Genomic DNA, 24,113 nt, shown 5'->3' with positions numbered 1-24,113 from the left:
TCTTGTTGACACGGCGTCGGTTTTCGCTCAGGATATGAGGTATCGAAAAAGTTTCGAAAACTGACGGGGGAGTCGATGACCAAAGTTGCTGGAAAGGCCACGCTTGCCATGGTCGCCGAGCTCGCCGGCGTCTCTTCGCCAACCGTCTCAAAGGTCCTCAACGGACGAGACGACGTTGCCGAATCCACCAGAACGCGGGTGCAAGAGGCCCTCGCGACCATCGGCTACGAATCCCCAGTTCAGCGCAGAGTTCGGGCGGCTGGCCCTCCGCTTGTCGACTTTGTCTGTGAAGGCCTGAGCAGCGCCTATGCCGTTGAGGTGCTCAGGGGCGTCGTTGAGCACGCCGCAGACGAAAATATCGAGATCGTACTCTCCCAGGTGAGCCCCGAACTGCTCCGCGAAACCGATCACGAAGATTGGGCGAACCGCCTCGTTGAGACCGGACGAAAAGGACTCATCCTCGTCACCTCCGAAATGAGTGAGGCCCAGCTGCTGTCGTTTCAGCGACGCAACATACCCGTTGTTGTCATTGATCCGAAAAGCCCGTTAAAAGACGGCGTTGTCAGCGTTGGCGCGACCAACTGGGCCGGCGGAAAAGCGGCCACCGACCATTTGCTCGGGCTTGGACACTCAAAGATCGCGTACATCGGAGGCCCAGAATCCGCGGAATGCCACGTTGCTAGGTTGCACGGGTACATGGCGGCCCTGCGCAGTAACGGCATCGAAATTCGTCCCGAATACATCACGGGTGGCGGCTTCAAATCCGACTATGGCGTCACCGGATTAGCCAGCTTCGCGGCACTCGATGACCCGCCAACGGCAATCTTCGCGTCGAGCGATAGCATCGCGGTTGGTGTTATCGAGGAGGCGCGGCGCCGTGGCATCTCGATTCCCGGTGACCTCAGCCTGGTCGGGTTTGACGGTACCTACCTCAGCCGGCAAACCATGCCAAAACTCACAACCGTCGCGCAGCCGCTGGGCGACATGGGTCGGGCCGCGCTCCGAAGCGTGCTGAGGCTCATGGCCGGCGACACGCTTGAGTCGCATCACGTTGAGCTTGCGACCAAGCTGATCGTCCGCGATTCGACGACTGCGCCGCGGGCGTGAGTCAAGGCTGATAGCTCTCCCCTTCTCATCCTCACCCCACCCGCAAACACGCGGGATCGAGGGCGGGATATCCGCACTATTTGCACGAAAATAGGGGGAATATCCCGCCCCCGATTATCTGAGGGGCGCAGAAGCGCGGTTGCATTCCGCAGCGAAGGGTGCTTTACTTTCGTGCAATAGGGTTAAGAATTGGAGACCTCCTGTTGGAGGTTTTGTTCTGCCCTTTTCTTTTTTGGCGACAAGTCACGACACTATCTCTGTACAGGAATCTCCCGACAGAGAGGTCGGACATTGTCCCATCACGTATTGCGAGGCGTCAAAGACGTTGTCTCGTTCATTGACGCGCAGCCAGGCATCCGCGGCCGCGCAGGCATCATTTGGTGGCTCGCCCTCAGCGGGCTGTTCCTTGACGCGTTCTCCAACTCGGCGCTGAGCGCGGGGCTTGGGCCGATGACGCGAGACATGGAGCTCAGCCCAACGCAGGTGGCCATTCTCACGTCGCTCGCGTCGTGGGTTGCCATTGTGTTCAACCCCATCGGCGGCTGGCTCGCCGATAAATGGGGCCGCATCCCTCCGCTCGTGTTTGCGAAGTTCCTTGCGCTCATCGGTGCCGGCCTTGCGGCGTTTGCGCCGAGCTTTGAAATGGTGCTTGCCGGGCGCTTCTTTGTTGGTGCGGCCTACGGAATCGACTTTGCGATCGCCATGGCGCTGCTCGCCGAGTTCACACCGGCCCGCTTCAAGAGCCGCCTCAACACCTGGCAGGGCATTTGGTACACGGCTGTCTGCTCAAACCTGCTGCTCGCCATGATGTTTTACAACCTCAACGTCGGCGACTCGATCTGGCGCTACTCGGTTGGAACCGCCGGAATCGTGGCGTTCATTCTCTTCATCGCCCAGATGATTTGGATGGTCGAGAGCCCAACCTGGCTGGCCCGCAAAGAAAAGCTTGAGCGCGCGACCCTCTCGATGAACCGCATCTACGGCGACCAGTTCACCGCAGCAGACTTCGCCGACCGCATCCCCGTGACCAACCAGGCGACAAAGGGCTTTGCAAACATCGCGCTGATCTTCCGCGGAACCTACCTGCCACGCACGATCCTCGCTGCGACCGTGCAGATGGCGCAGTCCATCCAGTACTTCGCGGTCGGGTGGTACCTGCCCATCATCAGCCTCACACTGTTTGGTGCCGACTTTATTGTGGCAACGTTTGGGGCGCTCGTCTTCAACCTGTTCGGAATCCTCGGAGGCTTCATGTCTCCGGTGATCGGCAAGAAGTTTGGCCTGCGACGAGCCTCGGCCATTGGCTTTGGCGCCGTGTTTGTCATGCTCGTATTGCTCGGGTTCTTCTACGAGACAATGCCGATTTGGCTCGCCTTTGTGGTGCCGTCGCTGTTTATCCTGTTCCACTCAGGCGGGCCGGGTGCCAACGGCAAGAGCCTGTCGACCCTCTCGTTCCGCAGTGAGCTTCGGGCCGGCGCGAACGGCGTGATCGGCGCGCTCGGCAGCATGGGTGCGGCCCTCGGCCTGCTTGTGTTCCCCCTGCTGAAGGCAGACCTCGGGCTAGGGCCGACGTTCCTCATCCTCTCGGTTGTGCCGCTCATCGCGTTCATCGTGTGCTCGATCATCAAGTGGGACCCAACACGAGCAGCCGTGAGCCCTGACGAGGAACTTGACGCCCCGCAGTTTAAGAGCGACGCCGCGGCGCAGCACGAGGCGGCTGCCCAACTGGCCGCAGCACAGCGATAGGCGCGAAAATGACAACCGCAGCGATTCTGGCAATTGACGAGGGCACAACGGGCACGCGAGCGGCCTGGGTCACTCGCGACGGCGCGGTGCACTCACTTGAGTACCGGCCGTTGCGGGTGAGCACCCCACAACCGGGGATTGTTGAGCAAGACGCCAACATCATCCTCGAGCAAACCATCGACGCGTGCCGCACGGTGATTAGCTGTGCGGCCCGCGACGGGGTCGAGCTGACCGGCCTCGCCATCGCCACGCAGCGCGCAACAACCGTGCTGTGGGATACGGCAACCGGCAGGGCGCTTGTGCCAGCGATGGTGTGGCAGGACAGCCGCTACTCTCACGAGCTCGCAGACCTGAGCTCGGAGTGGGATGCGCGGCTCATCCCGCTCGTCGGTCGGCCAACCGGCGTGCGTTCTCCCTACCTCTGGGCCGCGCATCACCTGCGCGAAACCCCGGAAGTTGCCGAGGCATACCGCGAGCGCCGGCTCGGATTTGGCACGGTCGAAACCTGGCTGCTGTGGAGCCTGTCAGAGGAGCGAAGCTATTTCGCGACCTCGACCAACGCGACCTCTGCGGGTGCCTACGTGCTCGCAGAACACCGCTACGAAACCGACTGGATTCAGGCGCTCGGCTTTCCCCTCGATTTGTTGCCTGAGCTGGCGCAGGATGCCCAGCACCTCGGCACGACCAACGCGGGCGTGCTTGGCATCAGCGTCCCGATTCTTGCGGCCGCGGGAGACCAGCACGCCGGAACCGTTGGGCTCGGTTGCCTCACCGCTGGGCAGGCGATGTGCGTGCACGGCACTGGGAGCTTTGTTGACCTCGTGATTGGTTCGAAAGCGCCGGTCAAACCGGGCTTGTATGACGGCGCGCTCACGCTCACCGCGTGGCGGCAGCACAACACCTCGGTGTTCGCAATCGAAACGTTCACCGCCACAACGGGTTCGGCCCTTGATTGGCTGTGCAACACGCTCGGCTGGTTCGATTCGTCGGCCCAGATTAGCGAGCTTGCCGCAACCGTTTCGTCGTCGAAGGGCGTGAGCTTTGTTCCCGCCCTGACCGGGTTGCGGATGCCGGTGATGGAACCAAACGCCAGGGCATCCCTGACCGGGTTTGAGATGTCGACGACGCGCGCCGAGATCGCCTACGCGGTGCTCGAGGGCATCGCCCACTCGGTTGCGACGAGCGCCGAGGCAGACGTTGAGGTTGCTGGCACGCCGCTCACCGAGATTGTGGTTGGCGGCGGAATGTCGGCGAGTGACCCGCTCATCCAGATGCAGGCCGACCTCATCGGTGTGCCTATGCGCCGGCTGTCGGGTTCGGAAGGGGCGAGCCTCAGGGGCGCCGCCTTTCTCGCCGGTTCTGACGGCCTGTTGTGGGATTCGCTGCAGGACGCGGCCGCATCCCTCGGTAGGGGAGACGTTTTTGAGCCGAGCATCAGCTCGGCGGATAGGGAAGAACGACGCGCGGCATGGGGCCAGCGCATCGCAAGCGAACTTGGACTCGTTCGCACACACTGACTCGCTGGCGGACGCTGACCCAGCACCGGGCTCAGCCGCATATTGAATAAGCGACTATTACGGAAGAAGAACAGCACATGGTGGGACTACCCTCACGCAAGCCGAAGGCCGACCGGGCACGGATGGCCTCCGACGAACCGCTGAGCCTCAGGCGAAGCGACCAGATTGACCACATTGACGGCGGCCACTTTGACATGATTGTCATCGGCGGTGGCGTCACGGGCGCGTACACGGCCTTTGATGCCGCCCAGCGCGGTTATCGGGTTGCGTTGCTTGAGAAAGACGACTTCGCCTCGGGCACGTCCTCGAAGTCATCAAAAATGATTCACGGTGGGCTTCGCTACATCGAGCAGGGCAACCTGCCGCTCGTGCGCCACTCGCTGCTTGAGCGGCAGCGGCTGCGCAAGAATGCCCAGCACCTCGTGCAGCGCCTGCCCTTCCTCTTCCCCGTGCTTTCAGACAACGGGGTCTTTGACCGTCGTCTTGCCGCGGGGTTCGAGAGCCTGCTCTGGACATACGATCTCGCCGGCGGATGGCGAGAGGGGGTGCTGCACCAGAAGCTCACGAAGGAGGAAGTGCTCACCCACTGCCCGACGTTCAAGGGGGAACACCTCGACGGCGGCTTCATGTACTACGACGCCCGCGCCGACGACGCGCGCCTTACGCTCGCCCTCGCCCGCACCGCCGGGTTCTACGGTGCCGCGGTGCTCAACGGCGCAAAAGTGACCGAGGTGACGCGTGAGCGTGGCAAGGTCGCAGGCATCATCGCGGAGGTGGATGGCCGCGAGATTCGCGCGAGCGCTGGCGCCGTTATCGTCGCTACCGGCGTGTGGCTGCGCGACTGGACGGGGGCTGGCAAGGATACCGACACCCCGAACATCCGCCCGGCGAAGGGGGTGCACGTTGCGGTGCCGTGGATGAAGATCCGCAATGACTGCACCGTGACAATTCCGGTTCCCGGCCGTTCGCGCAGGGCCACGATCACCCGCTGGGGCGATACCGCCTACCTCGGCACAACCGACGAAGAATACAATGGCAACCTTGACGACGTGCACTGCAACCGCGAGGAACTCGACTTCCTGCTTGACGGGGCGCGGTCAGCGCTCAACGTTGATATCGAGCCTGAGGATGTGCTCGGCTCGATCGCCGGCTGCCGCCCGCTGGTCGCCCCGCCGGGAGGCAAAACGGTTGAGGTGAAGCGCAACCACGAGATCCGCACCGACCGCGACGGCCTGGTCACGGTTGTTGGAGGCAAGCTCACGACGTCGCGGCATATGGCAGAGCAGACGGTGGACGCGGCCCAGAAAGTGCTCGGCGAACGCAAGCGAGTGAAGACCAAAAATGGCTACCTGCTTGGCGCCGCCGGGTACGACGCCGAGGCAGTTGTGGCCTCGGGCGGATTGGCCTCGCACCTTGGCGAGCGGTACGGAACCGAGGCGCGGTTTGTCACGGACATCCTGTCTGCCGACCCGTCGCTCGACGCCCCAATCGTTGAGGGGCTTCCGTACCTCGAAGCCGAGGTCATCTACTCGGCCAGGCACGAGCTGGCCCGCAACGTTGACGACATCCTGTCGCGCCGCACCCGGTCGCGCATCATGGCGAGGGATGCCTCGGCACGCGCCGCCGCCCGCGTTGGCGAGCTGCTGCAGGCCGAGCTTGGGCTCTCCGACGCGCAGGTGCAGCAACAAGTTACCGATTACACACACTCAACCGCGCACGAGCGCGCGGTGCTGATGGGAGAAACACGATGATGAGTAAAGAAGCCGTCAAGCGCGGCTACAACCGAGGCAATTACACCGTTGGCGCTGCCACGCAGCCGCACTACGCGGCATCCGTTGCGAAGGCTGACGGCGAGGCCTACTTCGAGATCGACCCCGTTGTCGTTCCTGAGGCCGTCCGTGCCCAGCTGTCCGAGGTCGCCGACAGCCTCGTCACCGAATCTGCCGATGTTGTTGCCGGCACCCGCGACTGGTGGGCCGGCAGCATGATCGCGGAGACCGGCGGGCGCCCAGCGACGTCGAGCGCCGTGATCGTGGCAGTTTCGTCAACGGAACAGGTGCAGCAGGTCATGCGCATCGCTGATGCCGCAAACATCCCGGTGACCGTTTCGGCTGGTCGCAGCAACGTGACGGGCGCATCGCTGCCAGTGCGCGGCGGAATCGTGCTCGACGTGTGCGAGCTCAACCGCTTTATGAGCTTTGACGACGTGAGCCAAATCGTTGAGGTTGAGGCCGGGATGTTTGGCGACATCTTTGAGGAGCTCATCCAGTCGCGTTTTGGCATGACGATGGGCCACTGGCCGTCGTCGTATGGCATCTCAACGGTTGGCGGCTGGGTCGCCTGCCGCGGGGCTGGGCAGCTGTCGACCCGCTACGGCAAGATCGAGGACATGGTCTACGGCATGGACGTTGTGCTTGCCAACGGCGACCTCATCACGGTTGGCAACAGCGCGCGCGCAGCGGTGGGCTCTGACCTGCAACAACTGTTCATCGGTTCTGAGGGCACGCTCGGCGTCATCACGACTATCCGCTTCAAGCTACACCGCCTCCCCGCGTACGGCCGAGCGATAGCGTACGGCTTCGATACGTTTGCTGATGGCCTTGAGGCTTGCCGCCAGATCATGCAGCAGGGCGCGACCCCTGCGGCACTTCGCCTCTACGACAACCTCGAATCGGGCGTGCAGTTTGACCTGCCAGATACCAACGTGTTGCTGGTCGCGGATGAGGGGCCATCAGAGCTGGTGGATGCCGGGCTGCTCATCAGCGAGCGGGTCTGCGAAACCACCGGTACACGTCTTGACGACGAGGCTATTTTCGAGCGCTGGCTCGACACCAGGTACCTCACGGGCAAGAGCGCGGAGGGCTTCAAGCGCAGCCCCGGCTTTGTCGCCGACACGCTTGAGATGATCGGCTGTTGGAAAGACCTGCCCGCCATATACGACGAGGTTGTTGCGGCGATCAATGCGGTGCCGGGTACCCTTGCTGGGTCGGCCCACCAGTCACACGCCTACGTTGACAGCGCGTGCCTCTACTTCTCGCTGCGCGGCGACGTCGCGTTTGAGGACAGGGCCGCCTGGTATCGGGCCGCGTGGGATGCCGCAAACGAGGTCATTCTTCGCCACGGGGCCACCCTCAGCCACCACCACGGGGTTGGCCTGCTGCGGGCACCGTACATGCAGCCGTCGCTCGGTGCAGGCTTCGAGGTGCTGCGGGCGGTGAAGCAAGCGCTCGACCCAAAAAACCTGCTCAACCCCGGTAAACTCGGGCTCGACGCCTCGTAGCTCACCGATACCTGCATCTCTTTGCGAGTTTTTGCAGAGAGAACCCGCTTTGTTGCGCAGAAACTCACAAAGAGATGCAGGTTGTCGCCCCCCACCGCTCAATGATGCCGCTGTGTGTGGCCTGGAAGGTAGATGATGACAGAGGCGCTCCGCCTGCTCGAACAGATGCTGCAGAAGCATCCGGTAGTTGCGTCGCTCTATGGAATCGACCAGCTGCCGCACGTGACGGCAAGCCCAGCGCCGGTTGTGATTGTTGCGAACATCGCCCTACCCGATCTTGAGCCGCTGCTTTCTGCACTCGGCCAGGCCGAGAAATTTGCCTTTGTGAACCTCGACAGCTGCGACGGCCTCGCGCAAGATAAAGCGGGCGTTGAGTACCTCAGACGCATTGGCACCTCAGGAATCGTGACCACCAGGTCGATGCTGGTGCAGCGGGCCAATGCCCTCGGGATGGTGACCATGCAAAAGGTGTTCATTACCGACCGCTCGACCCTTCCTCGCAGCATCAACTCCGTGGCTCAGAGCAAACCGCACTACGTGCAACTCATGCCATGGCCTGTTGTTGCGTCAATGAGCGAGTCTGACCTCGCAGGGCTCTCCCCGTTCATTGCCGCCGGTTTTGTGCAATCAAAAGCGGATGTTGTTGCAGCCCTTCGCGCAGGCGCTCGCGGGGTCTCGACGAGCGATGCCGAGCTCTGGCGCATCACAAGGGCCGCAAAAACCGCCAACGATCCTTCCTCACAAGCCCCCTAGTGAAAGAACAACGATGTCATCACCCTATTTTCAAGTAATCGCCCACTACACGGTTGCCGCGGGAAACACCCCTGCCGTGTTGCCGCTGTTGGCACAGCTCGCCGCCGCGAGCCGAACGGAGCCTGCCAACCTGTTGTATAACTTCTTCCAGGATGCGGAGGACCCAAACCACATCGTGATCCTTGAGCGCTACACCGACGAGGCTGGCTTCGCGGCCCACCGCGAGAGCGCTCATTTTCAGGAGATTGGCGTGGGCAAGATCATCCCGCTGCTTGAAGATCGCTATATCGAAAGCTACGTTGGGGCCTCCAATGACTAGCGCTACGGCGGCTCGGTCGATCACGGCCGCGGTACTCAGAACGCAAACGGCAACAGCGCCCTACGCCACGAGCCAGCCGTTGAGCTTTGAATCGTTGACGCTGCCAGCGCCGAGGGCGGGGGAGGTGCTGGTTCGCATTGAACGTGCAAGCCTGTGCCACTCTGACCTGTCGGTGGTCAACGGCTCCCGCCCCCGCCCGCTGCCAATGGCCCTTGGTCACGAGGCCGCTGGCGTGATTGACGCCGTTGGGACAGGAGTGGACTCGGTTGTCCCCGGCGACCGGGTTGTCCTTGTTTTTGTGCCGAGCTGCGGCAACTGCCGAGAATGCAACGCCGGGCGCCCAGCCCTCTGCTCGGTGGCTGCTGAAACCAACGGGAGTGGGGACTTGCTGCACGGGCCCGCAGTACTCCGCGACGCGGACGGCCAGCGAGTGAATCACCACCTCGGCGTATCGGCGTTTGCCGAGTACGCAGTTGTGGCCGAATCATCGGTCGTGCGGGTCGACTCCGACGTGCCGTTTGAGGTTGCCGCGCTCTTCGGCTGCGCAGCCCTCACCGGAATGGGAGCGGTCTTTCGGACCGCCGCGGTCGCCGAAGGCCAGTCCGTCATCGTGTTTGGGCTCGGGGCCGTTGGGCTTGCGGCGATCATGGCCGCCGCGACCATCAGAAACTGCACCGTGATCGCTATTGACCCAAACACGGAAAAGCACGCGCTCGCGCTCGCGGCCGGTGCAACCGTGTGCGGAACGCCAGAGCAGGCCGCAGAACTTGTTGCGGCCCACAGCCTACCTGGCGGGGTGGATGTCGCCATCGAAGCCGTCGGAAGCGCACGGGTCATCGAGGCCTGCCTTTCGCTCCTTGCCAGAGGCGGGGCCGTCGTTTCGGTTGGGCTCCCGCATCCAGACCAACAGCTCTCTGTTCAGGCGCTTCAGTTTGCTGGCGCGGGAAAACGCTTGCTTGGTTCGTATATGGGGGATGCCATCCCGAAGGAGGACATCCCCGACTACGTCCGGCTGTGGCGAGACGGCGCCCTGCCGATGGAGGTACTGCACACCGACACCGTGCCGCTCACCGAACTTAATGAGGCCCTCGATGCGCTCGCTTCGGGGACCGTCGTGCGGCGGTTGCTGGCTCCGCGCTAGCGGGTTGGGATCACCACAGATTTGAGGGCCGTCTCGTCGGCGGTTGAGTTGAGCGCGGCATCCACCTCGTCGAGCCCAAAGCGGCCGGTGACAAGGCTGTCGAGATCGATCTTGCCCGAATTGAGCAGTTCAATTGCGAGCGGCCAGGTGTTCTTGTACCGGAAGATTCCGGTGACGACGAGCTCGTTGTTTTGGATGAGGGGAATTGAGAGCGGAACCTCGGTTGGGCCCATGCCAACCAGCACAACGATTCCGGCTGGACGAACCGCGCGCATCCCCGTCGAGATCGCTGCCGCGGCACCGGAGCACTCGATGAAGGCGTCTACGCCGAGCGTCGACAGGTCGGTTTCGCGCGGGTCGATGACGCTCGTTGCGCCGTAGCGGAGGGCCTGCTCGCGTCGCGTTTCGCTGAGATCGCTCACGATGATTTCGAGGGCGCCATATGCACGTGCGACCTGGGCCGTGATGACGCCGATTGGTCCGGCGCCGGCGATGAGGATGCGCGACCCAGCCGTGACCTTTGCCTTCTGGATGGCCGCGATACCAACGGAGAGCGGCTCGATGAGCGCAGCCGCCTCATCGCTGATGCTGTCTGGCACATCAAACGCGAAGTGCGACTGGATGGTCACGTATTCGGCGAAGGCTCCGTCGATTGGCGGTGTCGCGTAGAACTCCATGTGCGGGTCGAGGTTGTAGTTTCCCTCAAGCGATTCGCGGGAGGTGAGGTCTGGGCGCTGCGGCTCGACCGACACACGAGAACCGATACGGGCTGGGTCAACATTCGAGCCAACGGCAACAATGATGCCGGCCGATTCGTGACCGAGCACAAGGGGAGCGTCAATAACGAAGTCGCCGAGCCGTCCGTCGTGATAGAAATGCACGTCTGACCCGCACACGCCAACCGCCGTCACCTTCACGAGCACCTGATCGGCATCGGGAGTTGGCACAGGGCGCTCGTCGAGTCGAATCTGTTGCTGTTCAACGAGTACGCTCGCGCGCATGGTGGTTGGAAGTGGCGTTGCCATTGTTATTCTCCTGTTTGGGTAGGCCTTGCGGCGGGTCGCCGCTCGGTAGACGGGGCAACGCGGGGCGCAACAACAACGTTGATGCCCTGGGCGCGAAGCCGTTCGACGTGTGATGAGTCTGTTTTGTAGTCAACGATGACAACGTCAAAGTCGGTGAGGGGCACAAGCGCATAGAGGGCGCGCTTCTCAAACTTGGTGTGGTCAACCAGCAGGATGCGTTTGGCAGAGGCGTCAAACATGGCGCGCTTGGTATCGATGGTTTCGAGGGTCTGGTGCATGCACACGTCATCAACAACCGCAGAGGTAGACAGCACAAATACGTCGGCCTTGAGATTGGCAATGGCCTCGTTGGTCATGCGTCCCATAAACGCGCTGCACCAGTTGTAGTAGTTGCCACCAAGGGCGAGCAACGACATCCCCCTGATCGTGCTGACCTGCTGCATGAGCGGTAACACGTTGGTGATGATGGTGAGCGGAGCCTTTGTCGAGAGCAGCGGCACAAGATGAGCGATGGTGGTCGAGTCATCCATGAAGATAGCCTGGCCAGGCTCGATGAACTCCATGGCCGCGTGTGCGAGGGCATCCTTCTCCGCGAGTTGCCGGCTTGACCGGAAGACATCGCTCGACTCGATGAGGCTTGTGGAGAGTGCCGTGGCAAGCCCGCGTGACTTGCGAAGCAGGCCGCGAGATTCGAGCTCGTCGAGATCACGGTGCACCGTCATGATGCTGATGCCAAAGCGTTCGGCAAGCTGTTCGATGCGAACCGCGCCCTCGCTCATGACGATTTCTTGAATGGCACGTTGACGGTCACCCTGCCGGGTGAAGCGATTGCGAGCGGAACTATCCACCGTATCTACCTCGTTCATATCTTCTCGCCTCTGACTCCCAGTTAATGAGGGGGATTACCCTAATTTAGCTGCTTCACAGATGATCGTTTGCAACGCTGAGACGTCGTGGGCAAATCTGCCGAGGAATAGGCCGTCGGCGTTGCCATCGAGTGCGGAGAGGAGTCCAGGCCCTGCGCTTCCCCCGTAGATCACCTTGGTGCTGAGCTGAGGAAATGCTGCTGGCAACCACTCGCTGAGTCCCTGGTAGACGTGGGCGATGTGCTCGAGCGGAGCCGGTTCTGCTGCGCCGATGGCCCACTTTGGTTCGTAGGCGATGACCGCCGATCCGGTCGCTTCGGTGTGATGCGGGAGCGTGTGGATGAGCTGCTGCTGGCACTCGGCGAGAGCTGCCGAGGCCGGGCCGCGGTTTGGTTCTCCAACGCAGACGATGGGGGTGAGCCCGTTTCGGAACGCGGCAATATTCTTGCGAAGTACCGTGTCATCCGTCTCGTGAAACAGTGTTCTCCGTTCGGCGTGCCCGGTTTCGGCAAACGTGCAGTCGAGCTGGGCAAGGTCTGCTGGGCTGACCTCGCCGGTGTACGGGCCGCTGTCGGCCCACGCGAGGTCTTGCGCGCCCCAGTGGATGCCGCTTCCGTTGAGGATGCGCCGCATATCCGCGATGGCGGGGAACGACGGGAGCACAGCGAGAGTCACACGGTCGTGAATGTCTGCATCAAGCCCCGCCCACATTTCCCGTACGCTCCAGGCCCAATCGAGCGTCTCGGTATAGGAGAGGTACATCTTCAGGCTGATGGGAAGGAGCATCGTTGGTGTGCCGGAGTTGGGGGAGCGTCGCAACGGTCTTAGGCCTTGTTTTCGTAGTCGGAGAGGACCTGTACTTTTTCGGCGGATGCTGAGGTTTCGTCGAAGCGGTAGGTGAGCCATTCGCGGACGAGGCGGCGGGCAAGTTCGATGCCGATGACGCGTTGTCCCATGGTGAGGATTTGGGCGTTGTTGCTGAGGATGGCGCGTTCGACGGAGAAGGAGTCGTGGGCGGTGACGGCGCGGATGCCTGGTACTTTGTTGGCTGCGATGGCGACGCCGAGGCCGGTGCCGCAGAAGAGGAGGGCGCGGTCTGCGGTTCCTGCTGCGACTTTTTCGGCTGCTGCGATGGCGACGGTTGGGTAGGCGGTGTGTTGGTTGGCGTCCACTCCGACGTCTTCGACGAGCTCGACGTTGGGATTGCCAAGAAGGTCCTGCTTAACGCTTTCTTTGTACTCATATCCGGCATCATCCGATCCGATGACAACCCGTAGTTTCTGCTGTTCCATGTTTGTTCTCTTTCCGTGTGTGATGTGTGACTCGCTCGTGGGGTGTGTTTTGGTTCGTGGGGTGCGGTTTTTTGCGCCCCGCGAGGGGATTCGCACCCCACGAGCACTAGAGCGTGTTGGCGACGGCCGAGATGATGAGTGCCATTGAGACCGCTCCCGGGTCTGGGGTGCCGAGGCTCTTCTCGAGATGCGGGCGTGCCCTGCCAACTTTTGGCAGCAGATCGGCGGTGGCCGAGGCGGCTGCCTCAGCTGGCGCGACCGAGGCGGCCCAGGCATCCCGAATCGAATCGGGGCTGGATGCAGCGGCGAGCGTGAGCGCCTCGGCAAAGGGAACAAGGGCATCGAGCAGCGTTTTGTCGCCGACCTTGGCGCCGCCGTAGCGGGTGACGGCCGCCGCTGACTGTGTGACTGCCTCGGCGAGTGCCGCAGCCGTTGGGGGCTCGGCGTCGCCGAGGCGGGCGCCGATGGTTGTGAGGATTTCGCCCCAGAGCGCGCCGGATGTTCCGCCCGCGCGGTCTGCCCACGCCGCACCCGAGAGCCCGAGGAGCGTCCCGACGCCGGCCTCAGCAGCTGCCACTCGACGGGCCTCAACAACTGCCGCTTGGGCGCCGCGCTGCATCCCGATGCCGTGGTCGCCGTCTCCTGCGATTGAGTCAAGCCGTCCGAGCTCGTCTGCGTTTGCATCGATTACCGCGCCGATCGCCTCGATCACGACTACCGCTTTGGCTGCAGCCTCGCGCGACACCGCGCTTGCCTCAGGAATCTGCTCGCCAGCGAGTTCGTCGGCGTCAAGGGATTCAAGACTGAGGTCGGTATGCAGGGAGCCTTTGCGGAAGGCTGGGGTGTAGGCGGGTGCCGCCCAGAGTGATTCGAGTTCGTCATCAACCCAGAAGAAGGTGAGCGAGGCTCCAGCCATTTCGAAGCTCGTGACGAGCTCGCCAACCTCTGGCTCGATGATGGTCACGCCGCGGGCCTCAACCAGCTGGGAGACGCGGTTGTAGAGCACAAACAGTTCTTCGTATTTAACCGAGCCGAGGCCGTTCACCAGGACAACAAGCTTTGCGCCCTCTGGGGAAACGCCGTCCGGGATTTCGGCCCATAACTGGTCAACCATGAGCGTTGCCAGCTCATCTGCGGTTGGCATATCAACCTCGCTGATGCCTGGCTCGCCGTGGATGCCCATGCCAACGGCCATCTTGCCCTCTGGCACCGAGAACAGTGGGGTGTCAGCGCCAGGGAGGGTGCAGCCGCTGAAAGCGACGCCGATGGAGCGGGTGCGGTCGTTTGCGCGCTTGGCGACCTGTTCAACAGCATCCATGTCATAACCGAGCCCTGCGGCCGCGGCGGCGCATTTGAAGACCGTCAGGTCGCCCGCAATGCCGCGCCGTTTGCTTCGCTCGGTTGGCGAAGCGCTCGAGATGTCGTCGGTCACAACCACGGTTCGGCAGTCGATTCCCTCATCGCGGAGCCGCTCCTGGGCCCGGTTGAAGTTGAGCACGTCTCCCGCGTAGTTGCCGTACGTGAGCAGCACGCCCTTGCCCCTCGTGACCGCCTTCGCGACCGAGTAGACCTGCTGAGCTGAGGGCGACGCAAAGATGTTTCCCATGGCAGCGCCATCGGCAAGGCCGTGGCCAACCAGACCGCCAAAGGCCGGGTAGTGGCCAGATCCTCCGCCGGTGACGATCGCAACGGCCGGAGTCGCCGACTTCTGCGCCCTGGCAACGCCGCCGGGCACGCGCCGAACGATGCCACTGTTTGCGGCCACAAAACCGTCAATGAGCTCGTCGGTAAAGTCGTTGGGATCGTTGACAAGGTACGCCATAAGTAATCTCCGATAGTGGTGAGTGGGGGTTGGTCGGTGCGGGCGCCGCTTTGGCGGCCGCACCGACCTGGCTACCGTGAGGTAGCCGCTTGTGTGTTACTTCGTGAGGACAAAGTCCTTGAGGTTTGCCGCGTTGTCCTTGGTGATGAGCACGCAGTCGATTGACTGCTTCTCACTCTTCGCCCCGGTCTTGCCGGTCTTGATGAAGCTATCGGCTTGTTCAACCGCCTGGGTCGCGATGTCGGCGATGGGCTGCAGGACGGTGCCAACCAGCTTTCCGTCAACAACTGCCTCTGCGGCATCCGGTGCGCCGTCAAAGCCCATGACAACCACGTCGGTGCGGCCGGCCTTTTCGAGGGCAGCAATCGCGCCGAGCGCCATCTGGTCGTTGCCGGAGATGACACCCTTGATATCTGGGTGAGCCTGCAGCATGGTCTCCATCTTTGCGAAGCCCTCATCCTGGTTCCAGTTAGCGGTCTCCTGCTGCAGCAGCACCATGTCGGGGTACTGCGAGATCACACTTGCGTAGCCCTGCGAGCGAACGCTTGAGTTGGTGTCGGTTTCGAGGCCAACGAGCTCAACGTAGTTGCCCGTTCCATCCATAACCTCAACAAACTTCTCGGCGCCAATAGCGGCACCCTGTGCGTTGTTCGAGACGATCTGCGACTTTGCGATGCCCTCTTCGTTGATCTCGGCGTTCACAAGGAACACGGGGATGCCAGCATCCGTTGCCTTCTGGACAGGCCCGATCGAGGCGTCAGCACCCGCGTTGTCGAGAATGATCGCAACCGACTTGTTCTCAATAGCAGCGTCGATGAGCTCGCTCTGCTTATTTGGGTCTTGCTCGTGCGACGCGTACGAGGCCGTGTAGCCGAGCTCTTCAGCCTTTGCCTTGGCAACTTCTGCCTCGGTCAGCCAGAACGGGTTTGCCAGGTTTGACGTGATGATGGTGATGTGGCCGCCTTCCTTGCTGGCCGTATCATCCTTCGCGTTGTCTCCTGACGAGCAGGCGGAGAGCAGCAACAGCGCTGCTGCACCAACGGCTACGCCGGCGAATTTCTTCTTGAACATTGATTCCTCTTCTCTTGGTGGGTCGTGGGTTTACGAACTGTGGATGTCGTTCCGTCGCGCTAGGAAGCGGCAACGGACGCGACGGCCGGCTCCTCCGGCTTTGGCGGAGTCGGGGTAGCAGGCGTTGATCGTTTTGACATCGCCTTATTGGTCTTGAGTCGCTGCTGCAGCTGGTCAAGGGCCACCGCGAGCACAATCACGCCGCCCTTGATGACCATCTGCCAGTAGCTGGAAACGCCAACAAGGACAAGGCCGTCGGCAAGGAATCCGATCACAAACGCGCCGATGAGGGTTCCCCGGATGTTGCCTCGACCTCCTGAGAGCGCGGCACCACCCATTACGACGGCGGCAATGGCGTTAAGCTCGTACGATTCACCGGTCTGCGGTGCAGCCGAGGTGAGCTCAGACGAGATGATGAGCCCCGCGATTGCGGCACAGAAGCCGGCGATCATGTAGACGCGGACCTGGACCTTCTTGACGGGAACGCCAGAGAGTTCCGCTGCACGTTCGTTGCCGCCAGACGCGTAGAGCCAGCGGCCAAACGAGGTCTTGCTGAGCACAAAGGCGGCGACGGCGGCGAGGACAAGCATGACCCACACGGCCATGGGGATACCGAGGGGTGCACCGTGCCCGATGACGTTGAATCCGGTGTTCCCAAGTTCTTCAGAGCCCTGAAGCTTTGGGAAGGTGCGGCCGTCGGTGATCAGCAGCGCTGCGCCGCGGGCGACGTAGAGCATACCGAGCGTGGCCACAAACGGCGCGACTCTGAACTTCGTTATGAGTATGCCGTTGATATAGCCGACCAGGGTTCCGATGACGAGCGAGCAGACAATCACCACCCAAACCGCCGGGTACAGGATGATGTCGAGGGCTGGGATACCCATGCCTTGGAGGAGCACGCCGGCAACAACGCCGGAAAGGCCAACCGTCGAGCCGACCGAAAGGTCGATGCCGCCGTTCAAAATCACCATGAGCATACCGATTGCGAGGATCGCGTTGAGCGCCACGTGGCGCGTCATCACGAGCAGGTTCGACAGCGTGAGGTAGTTATCTGACAGCAGCGAAAAAATGATGATGATGACGATGAGCGCGATGAGCGCCCGGCCTTCCATGAGGAGGGCGAGGTAGTCAATCTTCCCACCCGCTTTGGGCAGCACCCCTGTTGAGGATGCGCCGGCTTTGGCCTTGCTCACTGTGTAGCTCCAATCTGCTGATTGCTGGTATCTGACTCACCTGAGGCGCCCATGACTTCTTCGCGGGTAGCCTCGCTGGTGAGGAATTCTCGGACGATTCGCCCGCGCGACATCACGATGATGCGGTTTGACGCGGTGAGGGCTTCGGTAATTTCTGAGGTGACAAACAGGACGCCGAGTCCCTTTTGTGCTTCTTGGGCGAGCAAGGCAAAGATCTCGCCTTTTGCGCCAACATCGATGCCGCGGGTTGGCTCGTCGAGCAGCAGCACCGTTGGATTCGTGAGCAGCATCTTGCCGATGACAACCTTCTGCTGATTTCCACCGCTGAGCGACGTGATGGGTGCCTTCGGCGACGAGGTCTTGACCCTCACCTCGGCGATGCCTTTTTCGACGTTTGCCCGCTCACGAGACTTGGAGAGCCAGAATCCCTTCACAATGGAACCGAGGCTTGCGAGGCTCATGTTGTGGCCAACCGAGAGCAACTGCACGAGGCCGTCGCGTTGCCGATCCTCGGGAACAAGCCCGAGGCCGCGTGCGATGCGTTCGCGGATCGGGAGTCCTGCCATGTTCTGACCCTCAAGCTCGACGCTTCCGTCGATGAGGGGGAGGCGCCCAGCGAGGGCTTCAAGCAGCTCGGTGCGCCCCGCGCCCATGAGGCCGTAAATGCAGACAACTTCGCCGGCGCGAACGTCAATCGAAACGCCGTCGACCGCGAGGCGGCCAGGAGTCGTCATATCCGGGACTCGAACATCCTTGATGGAGAGCGCAACATCGCCGTACTTCACGTCGAGGTTCTCAAAGACGTGCTCTTGGGCGTGCCCAACCATGGTGTTGATGATCCATGGGAGATCGATGTTTGCGCGCACCTCGTTTGCGACGAGACTTCCATCGCGGAAGACAACGGCAAAATCGGTCACCTGCAGTGCCTCTTCAAGGTGGTGCGAGATGTACACGATCGAGACGCCGGATGCGGTCAGATCATTGATGACCTTGAACAGTACCTCGACCTCGTTTGCGCTCAGCGCCGACGTGGGCTCGTCCATGATGAGCACGCGGGCTTTGGAGGCGAGGGCCTTCGCTATCTCAACGATCTGCTGCTGGCCAAGACGAAGGTCAGCGATGAGCGTCGAGGGGGCAATCTGTTCCTCAAGCTGCTCCATGAGCTCTTCGACGATCCGGTTTTCGGCGGCGTAGTCGATGGTCCCCGCAGCGGTTTTCAGTTCGCGGCCAAGGAAGATGTTGTCACGGACGCTGAGGTTCGGGGCAAGATTGAGCTCTTGGTGGATGATCGCGATGCCGCGGTCGACCGCATCCGACGGCGAGTGGAATGTCACGGGCTCGCCGTCAAGCTCAACCGTTCCGCTCGTTGGCTGCTCAACGCCGGAGAGGATCTTCATGAGCGTCGACTTGCCGGCGCCGTTCTCGCCAAAGAGCGTCGTAACTTTGCCGCGGTGAATGGCAAAGTCAACACCCTTGAGCGCGTGGACGCCGCCGTAGCGCTTAGTGATATCCCTTGCACGAATCACGACGCTATCTTCGGTCATCGGTTCGGCCTCAGGCGCGAGTGTTTCGGCCATGACTAACCAACCTCGATGCTGGTTGGAACCACCTGGAGCGCAGCGGCGTTGCCACCGAGCGCAAACGCGCCCTCGACGGTGAGCGTCTTGCCGGGAAGCGTGGCAACGTCAACATCCGCGAGCACAAGTTCTTTTACTCGGTTGTTGATCTCGGTTGCCGCGTTTTGGTACGCAAGCTGATTCACAAACTGCTGGAAGGTGATCTCGCCGGTGACGTCGCGAAGCGCCGTTCCGTTGATGGCCGGTCCGACCTGGAGATAGAGCGTGACGTCCGCCGGAAAGCCCTCGACCGAGATGGGGAGCAGGCTGCCCTTGAGCTCTCCGGCGACTCCCGTGAACGAGACTGGGAACGTCCAAGCCGTTGAGGGGCCCTCTCGGCTGCCAAACTCTTCACCTGCTGCATCGGGATCGGCGGCGATGGCGGTGTGCAGCTCAACAATGTCGACCGCGTTTTTGCTCACAAACGGCTCGATGTCATCGTGGAATGCGGTCGTGGCGAACTCTGCTGCGTCGAATTTTGCCGGGTCTGCGGCTTCGGCCTCAGCCGTTGTGCGCACCTGGGTCGAGGCGATCATGCCGCCGAGGAGGGCAAGCGCCGCAACGGCGGTGATGGTTGGTTTGAGCCACCGACGCTGTTGCTGGCGTACGGGCTTTGGGTCTTCAGACATGGGGTGCTGCTCCTTCGCAGTCGACAAGATGAGGGATAGTGCGGTCTGGCCTTGGCTGTTACAGCAGGACGCGTGACTTGGAGTCGTTCGGTCGGATCTGTAGCTTGCGGCCGGTTCCCGCACGGAACATGGCAAGGGCCTCTTCGTATTCGTCGAGTGTGAACGAGTGGCTGATCATCGGGGTGCTGTTGATTGCGCCGGCCTCGAACATCTCGACTGCCCTGCCAAACGAGTTGAGCACTGCCATGGTTCCAACGATGTTGATTTCGTCGCGGTAGACGCGGAAGGGGGAATATCCGGCCTTCGCCTCGACGGGGGCAACGCCGAAGTGTTGGAACGTGCCGCCAGCCTTTACGCGCGGAAGACCATCCTCGATAGCCTTCACAACTCCGGTGCAGTCGATAACGACGTCCCAGACGTCGCGATCTGCTTCGTCGGCGCTCGCGTACACGTTGGCGATTCCAACGTCGCGGGCTGCCTGACGGCGGTTTTCGTTCAGATCAACGATCGTGACGCTCGCTGCACCGGCGCGTGGCGCAAGCTGGGCCATAAGCAATCCCATGGTTCCGGCACCGTAAACCAGGTAGTGCTCACCCATCTTGCGTGGCAAGATGTCGTAGCCGCGGATAGCGCAGGCGAGGGGCTCGATGAGTGCGGCCTCGTAGAGGTCGGTCTCTGGCTTGAGCTTGTAAACGTTGGCTGCTGGCGCCGTGAACTGTTCTGTTGATGCGCCGTCTGATGCGACAACGCCGAGGCCGTTCCAGTTGCGGCACAGGTTGGTCTTGCCCGCGAGGCAGAGCTCGCATTCGCCGCAGGTGGTGCTGGGGTTCACGGCAACGTGATCGCCTGGAACGACGTGATTCACGCCGTCGCCAACCGCAAGAACCGTTCCGCTTGCTTCGTGACCGGGCACGAGCGGGAAGACGGTGCCTTCAAACTCGCCGTCGAGGACGTGGACGTCGGTGCCGCAGATGCCAACGGCCGCGACCTCGATGAGTACCTCTTTGTGGCCGGGGACGAGAGCTGGAACCTCGTTGAGGCTGAGCTTGCCGGCTTCGGTGAACACTATTGCGCGCATGTGCGAGGGGGCCTTTCGACGAGTCGCTGATGATCAGCGGGTGGATGCTGTGCTGCTTCGGCAGTGAAGCTGCTGCATCCTTGCCGAATCGAACGGAACATCCCTGAAATGTTATTTATCTCACAAGATGTTCTCTTTTCAAGGTAAGAGTAACTTTGATATCACACGGTGTCAACGCGGGGTGTGGGGCGATCGCTCCGCGCATCGTGGGCCGTGCTGGTGGCGCGGGTGGTGTAATTTGTTGATTTTTCGGGATTCATTTCGCGCTTGATCGACGAACTGATTGTTGGCGTGTTGAACAGCTAACCGAAAATCTCGCGTTAACTTCTGCGAAAAAATTCTCAGTGTTATGTATATGTTAGGTATTTGGGTACAAAAAAGCGGCCCCTTCGTTGGAGAAGGAGCCGCTTGCCTGACTTCGAAGGGTCAGGTGACGTTGAGAGTGGGGCTAGGCCTTGTTTTCGTAGTCGGAGAGGACCTGTACTTTTTCGGCGGATGCTGAGGTTTCGTCGAAGCGGTAGGTGAGCCATTCGCGGACGAGGCGCCGGGCGAGTTCGATGCCGATGACCCGTTGTCCCATGGTGAGGATTTGGGCGTTGTTGCTGAGGATGGCGCGTTCGACGGAGAAGGAGTCGTGGGCGGTGACGGCGCGGATGCCTGGTACTTTGTTGGCTGCGATGGCAACGCCGAGGCCGGTGCCGCAGAAGAGGAGGGCGCGGTCTGCGGTTCCTGCTGCGACTTTTTCGGCTGCTGCGATGGCGACGGTTGGGTAGGCGGTGTGTTGGTTGGCGTCCACTCCGACGTCTTCGACGAGCTCAACATTGGGATTGCCAAGAAGGTCCTGCTTAACGCTTTCTTTGTACTCATATCCGGCATCATCTGATCCGATGACAACCCGTAGTTTCTGCTGTTCCATGTTTGTTCTCTTTCCGTGTGTGATGTGTGACTCGCTCGTGGGGTGTGTTTTGGTTCGTGGGGTGCGGTTTTTTGCGCCCCGCGAGGGGATTCGCGCCCCACGAGCACTAGATGGAGGAGTAGCCGCCGTCGATGAGGATGTTCTCGCCCGTCACCATGCCGGCGTTGTCGCCAGCGAGATACGCGATCAGGCCGGCAACCTCCTCCGGCTGGGCAAAGCGGCGGGTTGGGATCTGCTGCTTGAGCGCCTCTCCCTTTTCGCCTGCCCAAGCCGCCTTGCCGAGGGGCGTCTCAACAACGGTTGGGGACACCGCATTCACGGTTACGCCGCTTGGTGCCCACTCCATGGAAAGCACCTTCGTCATGCCAACGATGCCGGCCTTGCTCGCGCAGTAGGCGACGTGCTGATCAAGGCCAACGACGCTCGCCTGCGAGGCAAGGTTGATGATGCGGCCAAAGCCTGCCACGGTCATGATACGACCGGCGGCCTGTGCCATCTTGAAGCTGGCCGTCAGGTTGACGGCGATTGTGGCATCCCACATTCGGTCCGACAGGTTGAGGGCCGTATCGAGCATGACAATGCCTGCCGAGTTGACGAGCACATGGACGGTTCCGGCAACGGCGACAACCTCGTCGAAAACCTCAGTTGCGGCGGTCGCCCCGGTGAGATCCTTGACGATACCGTGGTGGCCCTCACCTGGCAGTGCGGCCATGGCTTCGCCAATGGTTTCGCCGAGGTCGACGCCAACGACGCGGGCCCCGCGCTCGGCGAAGTACAGCGCTACGGAGTTGCCGATTCCGCTGGCGGCTCCGGTGACAACAACTACTTTTCCTGCAAATTCTGCGGTCATGTTCAATCCTTAACTACTTCGCTCGTGGGGTGCGATTGTGCTCGTGGGGTGCGAAATAATGCGCCCCACGAGGCGAAATGCACCCCGCGAGCATGGGGGTGTGGGCGGGGGTGGGAAGGGATGTGTGAGCGCTACAGCGAGCCGAGGTCGGTCACGATGAGGGCGAGGGATGTTGCGCCAGCGTCGGGAGTCCCGACGCTCTTCTCTGCGAGCGGACGGGCGCGGCCCAGTTTGGGGCTGAGCGCTGCCGTCGCCGCAGCGCGCTCGGTGGCAACGGCAGCGGCCGTCGACCAAGCTGAGGCGAAGTCCGTGCCGGCCGCCACCTGCTCGCGGAGGGCCTCCACAAACGGAAGCAGCGCATCAACAAGCGTCTTATCGCCGATCGTCGCGCGGCCGAGGTCGGTGATTGCCGTCGCGAAGCCGTCCGCCGCCGCGACGAAGTCGGTCGGGGTGTAGGCCTCGCGGCTATCGGTCAGCGCGGAGCCGGCGCCCTCAAGGGCGGCGCCCCACAGGACTCCTGAGGTGCCGCCGGCGAATTCCGCCCATGCCTGGCCGGCCGAGGTAAGGATCCAGGCGACACCGGCATCCGCAGCGTGTGCCGCGGCGCCAGCTTTGAGGGCGGCGTCGATGCCCTTGACCATGCCGCGCCCGTGGTCGCCGTCGCCGGCAACCGCGTCGATCTCGCCAAGGCGGACTTCGTTGGTGTGCAGGGTGCGGGCGATGCTTTCGAGCCCGGCAAGCGCAACTGTCCCGAGGGCACGGGCGGCTTCGGTTGCGTCGGGGATGACGGCCGCCTCTGCCGATTCTTCGCCTCCTGCTGATGCCACGAGGTTCGCAATGGGCGCAGCCTGTTTGCGGTAACCGGGGGCGTAGGCATCCGCTCTCCAGAAGGTTTCGAGTTCGTCGTCGAGCCACATGAGGGTGAGCGAGCAGCCGCCCATGTCAAGGCTTGTCACGATCTCGCCAACTTCTGGCTCAATGATCTCGAGGCCGGCATCGCGGAGGTTGGCCGAGATTGTTTTCCAGAGCAGGAAGAGCTCTTCGTATTTGGTGGTGCCAAGGCCGTTGACGATTGCCGTCACGCGTTTGCCAGCGTTGGCAGGTGCCGCCTCAAGCACGGCTGTGGTGAGGGTGTGTGCAAGCTGCTCTGCGGTTGGGAGCGGTTCGTCGCGGATGCCTGGCTCGCCGTGGATGCCGAGGCCGAGCCCGAGGTGTCCCTCAGGAACGGTGAAGAGTGGATGCTCCGCGCCCGGCATGGTGCAGCCTGAGAACGCAACGCCCAGCGTGCGCGTTGCTGAGTTTGCGGCGCGGCCTGCGCGCTCGACGCCGTCGAGGTCGAGGCCGGCGGCCGCTGCTGCGCCCATGACTTTGAAGACGGTGAAGTCGCCGGCGATGCCGCGGCGCTTCTCTTCTTCTGTTGCCGAGGCGATGTCGTCGGTCACGACAACAATGCGCACGTCGATGCCTTCTTTGCGGAGGCGGTCGGCTGCAATGCCGAAGTTCATGTTGTCGCCTGCGTAGTTACCAAAGCTGAGGATGACGCCGCGGCCTTGGTGGGCGGCCTTCGCGACAGAGTAGACCTGTGCGGCTGACGGGGAGGTGAAGACGTTTCCAACAACAGCTCCCGTGGCGAAGCCTGGCCCAACGAGGCCGCAGAACGCGGGGTAGTGGCCGGAGCCTCCGCCAACGATGACGGCAACCTGTGGCTCGCCGCTGCGATGCGCCACTGCGCCGCCGGGAACGCCCCTGAGGCGGTCTGAGTAGAGATCGAGGAATCCCTCGAACTGGTCTTCGGCAAATTCGGCCGGGTTGTTGAAGAGAATAGTCACGTATGGCTCCGTTGGTTGTGTCCGTGAGTTGTGTTGTGCGAGGGGATAAACGAGTCTGTGTCT

Annotated in this window: 21 protein-coding genes; 8 read left to right on the top strand and 13 right to left on the bottom strand. The window is 62.1% G+C overall.

Annotation, left to right across the window (positions count from 1 at the left end):
* Positions 1-75: 75 nt before the first annotated feature.
* The 8 genes from FHX76_RS09120 to FHX76_RS09085 all read left to right on the top strand — a co-directional run bounded on the left by FHX76_RS09120 (position 76) and on the right by FHX76_RS09085 (position 9,863).
* The gene (locus tag FHX76_RS09120; protein WP_167150002.1) at positions 76-1,107 is read left to right on the top strand and encodes a LacI family DNA-binding transcriptional regulator; all 1,032 of its coding nucleotides are present in this window, start codon (positions 76-78) and stop codon (positions 1,105-1,107) included.
* 291 nt (positions 1,108-1,398) lie between these two features.
* Positions 1,399-2,853: an MFS transporter gene (locus FHX76_RS09115; protein ID WP_167150000.1), complete on the top strand. Its 1,455-nt coding sequence runs from the start codon at positions 1,399-1,401 to the stop codon at positions 2,851-2,853.
* Between the two features lie 8 nt (positions 2,854-2,861).
* The gene (locus FHX76_RS09110; protein ID WP_167149998.1) at positions 2,862-4,370 is read left to right on the top strand and encodes an FGGY family carbohydrate kinase; all 1,509 of its coding nucleotides are present in this window, start codon (positions 2,862-2,864) and stop codon (positions 4,368-4,370) included.
* Between the two features lie 77 nt (positions 4,371-4,447).
* Positions 4,448-6,121 carry a glycerol-3-phosphate dehydrogenase/oxidase gene (locus FHX76_RS09105; protein ID WP_167149996.1) on the top strand — a complete coding sequence of 558 codons (1,674 nt, stop codon included), beginning with the start codon at positions 4,448-4,450 and terminating at the stop codon, positions 6,119-6,121.
* Positions 6,118-7,650: an FAD-binding oxidoreductase gene (locus tag FHX76_RS09100; RefSeq protein ID WP_167149994.1), complete on the top strand. Its 1,533-nt coding sequence runs from the start codon at positions 6,118-6,120 to the stop codon at positions 7,648-7,650. The genes FHX76_RS09105 and FHX76_RS09100 overlap by 4 nt, the downstream gene beginning before the upstream one ends.
* 132 nt (positions 7,651-7,782) lie before the next feature.
* Positions 7,783-8,403 (top strand): glycerol-3-phosphate responsive antiterminator, encoded by a 621-nt coding sequence (locus FHX76_RS09095; RefSeq protein ID WP_243848600.1) that lies wholly within the window; start codon positions 7,783-7,785, stop codon positions 8,401-8,403.
* Positions 8,404-8,416: 13 nt separating this feature from the next.
* A complete protein-coding gene (locus FHX76_RS09090) occupies positions 8,417-8,722 on the top strand; it encodes a putative quinol monooxygenase (RefSeq protein ID WP_167149992.1) in 306 nt (101 codons plus the stop codon).
* Between the two features lie 19 nt (positions 8,723-8,741).
* Complete coding sequence (locus FHX76_RS09085) at positions 8,742-9,863, top strand: alcohol dehydrogenase catalytic domain-containing protein (protein ID WP_386762515.1); 1,122 nt, start codon at positions 8,742-8,744, stop codon at positions 9,861-9,863.
* On the opposite strand, the gene FHX76_RS09080 is transcribed toward FHX76_RS09085, so the two are convergent.
* From FHX76_RS09080 to FHX76_RS09020, 13 genes are all read right to left on the bottom strand, one after another.
* Positions 9,860-10,888 (bottom strand): NAD(P)-dependent alcohol dehydrogenase, encoded by a 1,029-nt coding sequence (locus FHX76_RS09080; RefSeq protein ID WP_208402485.1) that lies wholly within the window; start codon positions 10,886-10,888, stop codon positions 9,860-9,862. The two genes, FHX76_RS09085 and FHX76_RS09080, sit on opposite strands and share 4 nt — an antisense overlap.
* Positions 10,889-10,890: 2 nt before the next feature.
* Entirely contained in the window at positions 10,891-11,754 is an 864-nt protein-coding gene (locus FHX76_RS09075; RefSeq protein WP_167149988.1) for a DeoR/GlpR family DNA-binding transcription regulator, read from the bottom strand.
* 36 nt (positions 11,755-11,790) lie between these two features.
* Entirely contained in the window at positions 11,791-12,573 is a 783-nt protein-coding gene (locus FHX76_RS09070; protein ID WP_208402484.1) for a triose-phosphate isomerase family protein, read from the bottom strand.
* A 5-nt stretch (positions 12,574-12,578) separates the two neighbouring features.
* Positions 12,579-13,046, bottom strand: a complete 468-nt coding sequence (locus FHX76_RS09065; protein ID WP_167149976.1) for a ribose-5-phosphate isomerase — start codon at positions 13,044-13,046, stop codon at positions 12,579-12,581.
* Between the two features lie 106 nt (positions 13,047-13,152).
* The gene (locus FHX76_RS09060) at positions 13,153-14,868 is read right to left on the bottom strand and encodes a dihydroxyacetone kinase family protein (protein WP_167149986.1); all 1,716 of its coding nucleotides are present in this window, start codon (positions 14,866-14,868) and stop codon (positions 13,153-13,155) included.
* Positions 14,869-14,964: 96 nt separating this feature from the next.
* Positions 14,965-15,939 (bottom strand): D-ribose ABC transporter substrate-binding protein, encoded by a 975-nt coding sequence (locus FHX76_RS09055; RefSeq protein WP_167149984.1) that lies wholly within the window; start codon positions 15,937-15,939, stop codon positions 14,965-14,967.
* 59 nt (positions 15,940-15,998) lie between these two features.
* On the bottom strand, positions 15,999-17,132 hold the full coding sequence (locus FHX76_RS09050; RefSeq protein WP_341777902.1) for an ABC transporter permease: 1,134 nt from the start codon (positions 17,130-17,132) through the stop codon (positions 15,999-16,001).
* Entirely contained in the window at positions 17,129-18,709 is a 1,581-nt protein-coding gene (locus FHX76_RS09045) for a sugar ABC transporter ATP-binding protein (protein WP_167149982.1), read from the bottom strand. Before FHX76_RS09045 ends, FHX76_RS09050 begins: the two co-directional genes overlap by 4 nt.
* Before the next feature lie 2 nt (positions 18,710-18,711).
* Positions 18,712-19,377 carry a DUF2291 family protein gene (locus FHX76_RS09040; RefSeq protein ID WP_167149980.1) on the bottom strand — a complete coding sequence of 222 codons (666 nt, stop codon included), beginning with the start codon at positions 19,375-19,377 and terminating at the stop codon, positions 18,712-18,714.
* 58 nt (positions 19,378-19,435) lie between these two features.
* Positions 19,436-20,455: a zinc-dependent alcohol dehydrogenase family protein gene (locus FHX76_RS09035; RefSeq protein WP_167149978.1), complete on the bottom strand. Its 1,020-nt coding sequence runs from the start codon at positions 20,453-20,455 to the stop codon at positions 19,436-19,438.
* 448 nt (positions 20,456-20,903) lie between these two features.
* The gene (locus tag FHX76_RS09030; protein ID WP_167149976.1) at positions 20,904-21,371 is read right to left on the bottom strand and encodes a ribose-5-phosphate isomerase; all 468 of its coding nucleotides are present in this window, start codon (positions 21,369-21,371) and stop codon (positions 20,904-20,906) included.
* Between the two features lie 106 nt (positions 21,372-21,477).
* Positions 21,478-22,221, bottom strand: coding sequence for a GolD/DthD family dehydrogenase (locus FHX76_RS09025; protein ID WP_167149974.1), 744 nt, complete (start codon positions 22,219-22,221; stop codon positions 21,478-21,480).
* Between the two features lie 131 nt (positions 22,222-22,352).
* Positions 22,353-24,050: a dihydroxyacetone kinase family protein gene (locus FHX76_RS09020; RefSeq protein ID WP_167149972.1), complete on the bottom strand. Its 1,698-nt coding sequence runs from the start codon at positions 24,048-24,050 to the stop codon at positions 22,353-22,355.
* Positions 24,051-24,113 lie beyond the last annotated feature (63 nt).

The organism is Lysinibacter cavernae (assembly GCF_011758565.1).
Lineage (GTDB): Bacteria > Actinomycetota > Actinomycetes > Actinomycetales > Microbacteriaceae > Lysinibacter > Lysinibacter cavernae.
Note: the sequence above shows the minus strand (reverse complement) of the source record. Positions and strands in the feature narration are given on the sequence as shown.

What these genes read in the sequence shown, in the direction of transcription:
- FHX76_RS09120 (WP_167150002.1), top strand. Translation starts at nt 76, where the DNA reads ATGACCAAAGTTGCTGGAAAGGCCACGCTTGCCATGGTCGCCGAGCTC.
- FHX76_RS09110 (WP_167149998.1), top strand. Translation starts at nt 2,862, where the DNA reads ATGACAACCGCAGCGATTCTGGCAATTGACGAGGGCACAACGGGCACG.
- FHX76_RS09105 (WP_167149996.1), top strand. Translation starts at nt 4,448, where the DNA reads ATGGTGGGACTACCCTCACGCAAGCCGAAGGCCGACCGGGCACGGATG.
- FHX76_RS09100 (WP_167149994.1), top strand. Translation starts at nt 6,118, where the DNA reads ATGATGAGTAAAGAAGCCGTCAAGCGCGGCTACAACCGAGGCAATTAC.
- FHX76_RS09095 (WP_243848600.1), top strand. Translation starts at nt 7,783, where the DNA reads ATGATGACAGAGGCGCTCCGCCTGCTCGAACAGATGCTGCAGAAGCAT.
- FHX76_RS09090 (WP_167149992.1), top strand. Translation starts at nt 8,417, where the DNA reads ATGTCATCACCCTATTTTCAAGTAATCGCCCACTACACGGTTGCCGCG.
- FHX76_RS09080 (WP_208402485.1), bottom strand. Translation starts at nt 10,888, where the DNA reads ATGGCAACGCCACTTCCAACCACCATGCGCGCGAGCGTACTCGTTGAA.
- FHX76_RS09075 (WP_167149988.1), bottom strand. Translation starts at nt 11,754, where the DNA reads ATGAACGAGGTAGATACGGTGGATAGTTCCGCTCGCAATCGCTTCACC.
- FHX76_RS09065 (WP_167149976.1), bottom strand. Translation starts at nt 13,046, where the DNA reads ATGGAACAGCAGAAACTACGGGTTGTCATCGGATCGGATGATGCCGGA.
- FHX76_RS09060 (WP_167149986.1), bottom strand. Translation starts at nt 14,868, where the DNA reads ATGGCGTACCTTGTCAACGATCCCAACGACTTTACCGACGAGCTCATT.
- FHX76_RS09055 (WP_167149984.1), bottom strand. Translation starts at nt 15,939, where the DNA reads ATGTTCAAGAAGAAATTCGCCGGCGTAGCCGTTGGTGCAGCAGCGCTG.
- FHX76_RS09045 (WP_167149982.1), bottom strand. Translation starts at nt 18,709, where the DNA reads ATGGCCGAAACACTCGCGCCTGAGGCCGAACCGATGACCGAAGATAGC.
- FHX76_RS09040 (WP_167149980.1), bottom strand. Translation starts at nt 19,377, where the DNA reads ATGTCTGAAGACCCAAAGCCCGTACGCCAGCAACAGCGTCGGTGGCTC.
- FHX76_RS09035 (WP_167149978.1), bottom strand. Translation starts at nt 20,455, where the DNA reads ATGCGCGCAATAGTGTTCACCGAAGCCGGCAAGCTCAGCCTCAACGAG.
- FHX76_RS09030 (WP_167149976.1), bottom strand. Translation starts at nt 21,371, where the DNA reads ATGGAACAGCAGAAACTACGGGTTGTCATCGGATCAGATGATGCCGGA.
- FHX76_RS09025 (WP_167149974.1), bottom strand. Translation starts at nt 22,221, where the DNA reads ATGACCGCAGAATTTGCAGGAAAAGTAGTTGTTGTCACCGGAGCCGCC.